Annotated in this window: 1 protein-coding gene; it reads left to right on the forward strand. The window is 54.6% G+C overall.

Annotated elements, in window-relative coordinates:
* The coding region (gene tuf / locus AB6T85_RS23700; protein WP_369897056.1) for an elongation factor Tu at positions 1–1,129 on the forward strand (1,129 nt) is incomplete at both ends.

Below are 1,129 nucleotides of genomic sequence, written 5' to 3' on the forward strand. Positions count from 1 at the left end.
CTAAAGAAAAATTTGAACGTTCCAAACCGCACGTCAACGTTGGTACTATCGGCCACGTTGACCACGGTAAAACTACCCTGACTGCTGCTATCACCACCGTTCTGGCTAAAACCTACGGCGGTTCTGCTCGTGCATTCGACCAGATCGATAACGCGCCAGAAGAAAAAGCTCGTGGTATCACCATCAACACTTCTCACGTTGAATATGACACCCCGTCTCGCCACTACGCGCACGTTGACTGCCCAGGCCACGCCGACTATGTGAAAAACATGATCACCGGTGCTGCGCAGATGGACGGCGCTATCCTGGTTGTTGCTGCGACTGACGGCCCAATGCCGCAGACCCGTGAGCACATCCTGCTGGGCCGTCAGGTTGGCGTTCCTTACATCATCGTGTTCCTGAACAAGTGCGACATGGTTGATGACGAAGAGCTGCTGGAGCTGGTTGAGATGGAAGTACGTGACCTGCTGTCACAGTACGACTTCCCTGGCGACGACACCCCAATCGTTCACGGTTCCGCGCTGAAAGCGCTGGAAGGCGACGCCGAGTGGGAAGCGAAAATCATCGAGCTGGCCGGTCACCTGGATAACTACATCCCGGAACCAGAGCGCGCAATCGACAAGCCGTTCCTGCTGCCAATCGAAGACGTATTCTCCATCTCCGGTCGTGGTACCGTTGTTACCGGTCGTGTAGAGCGCGGTATCGTTAAAGTCGGCGAAGAAGTTGAAATCGTTGGTATCAAAGATACCGTGAAATCAACCTGTACCGGCGTTGAGATGTTCCGTAAGCTGCTGGACGAAGGTCGTGCGGGCGAAAACTGTGGTATCCTGCTGCGCGGTATCAAGCGCGAAGATATCCAGCGTGGCCAGGTTCTGGCTAAGCCAGGCACCATCAAGCCACACACTCAGTTCGAGTCTGAGGTTTACATCCTGTCCAAAGACGAAGGCGGCCGTCATACTCCGTTCTTCAAAGGCTACCGTCCACAGTTCTACTTCCGTACAACTGACGTGACCGGTACCATCGAGCTGCCGGAAGGCGTTGAGATGGTTATGCCAGGCGACAACATCAAAATGGTTGTTACCCTGATCCACCCAATCGCAATGGACGACGGTCTGCGTTTCGCAATCCG

It is taken from the genome of Erwinia aeris (assembly GCF_041224955.1).
GTDB lineage: Bacteria > Pseudomonadota > Gammaproteobacteria > Enterobacterales > Enterobacteriaceae > Erwinia > Erwinia aeris.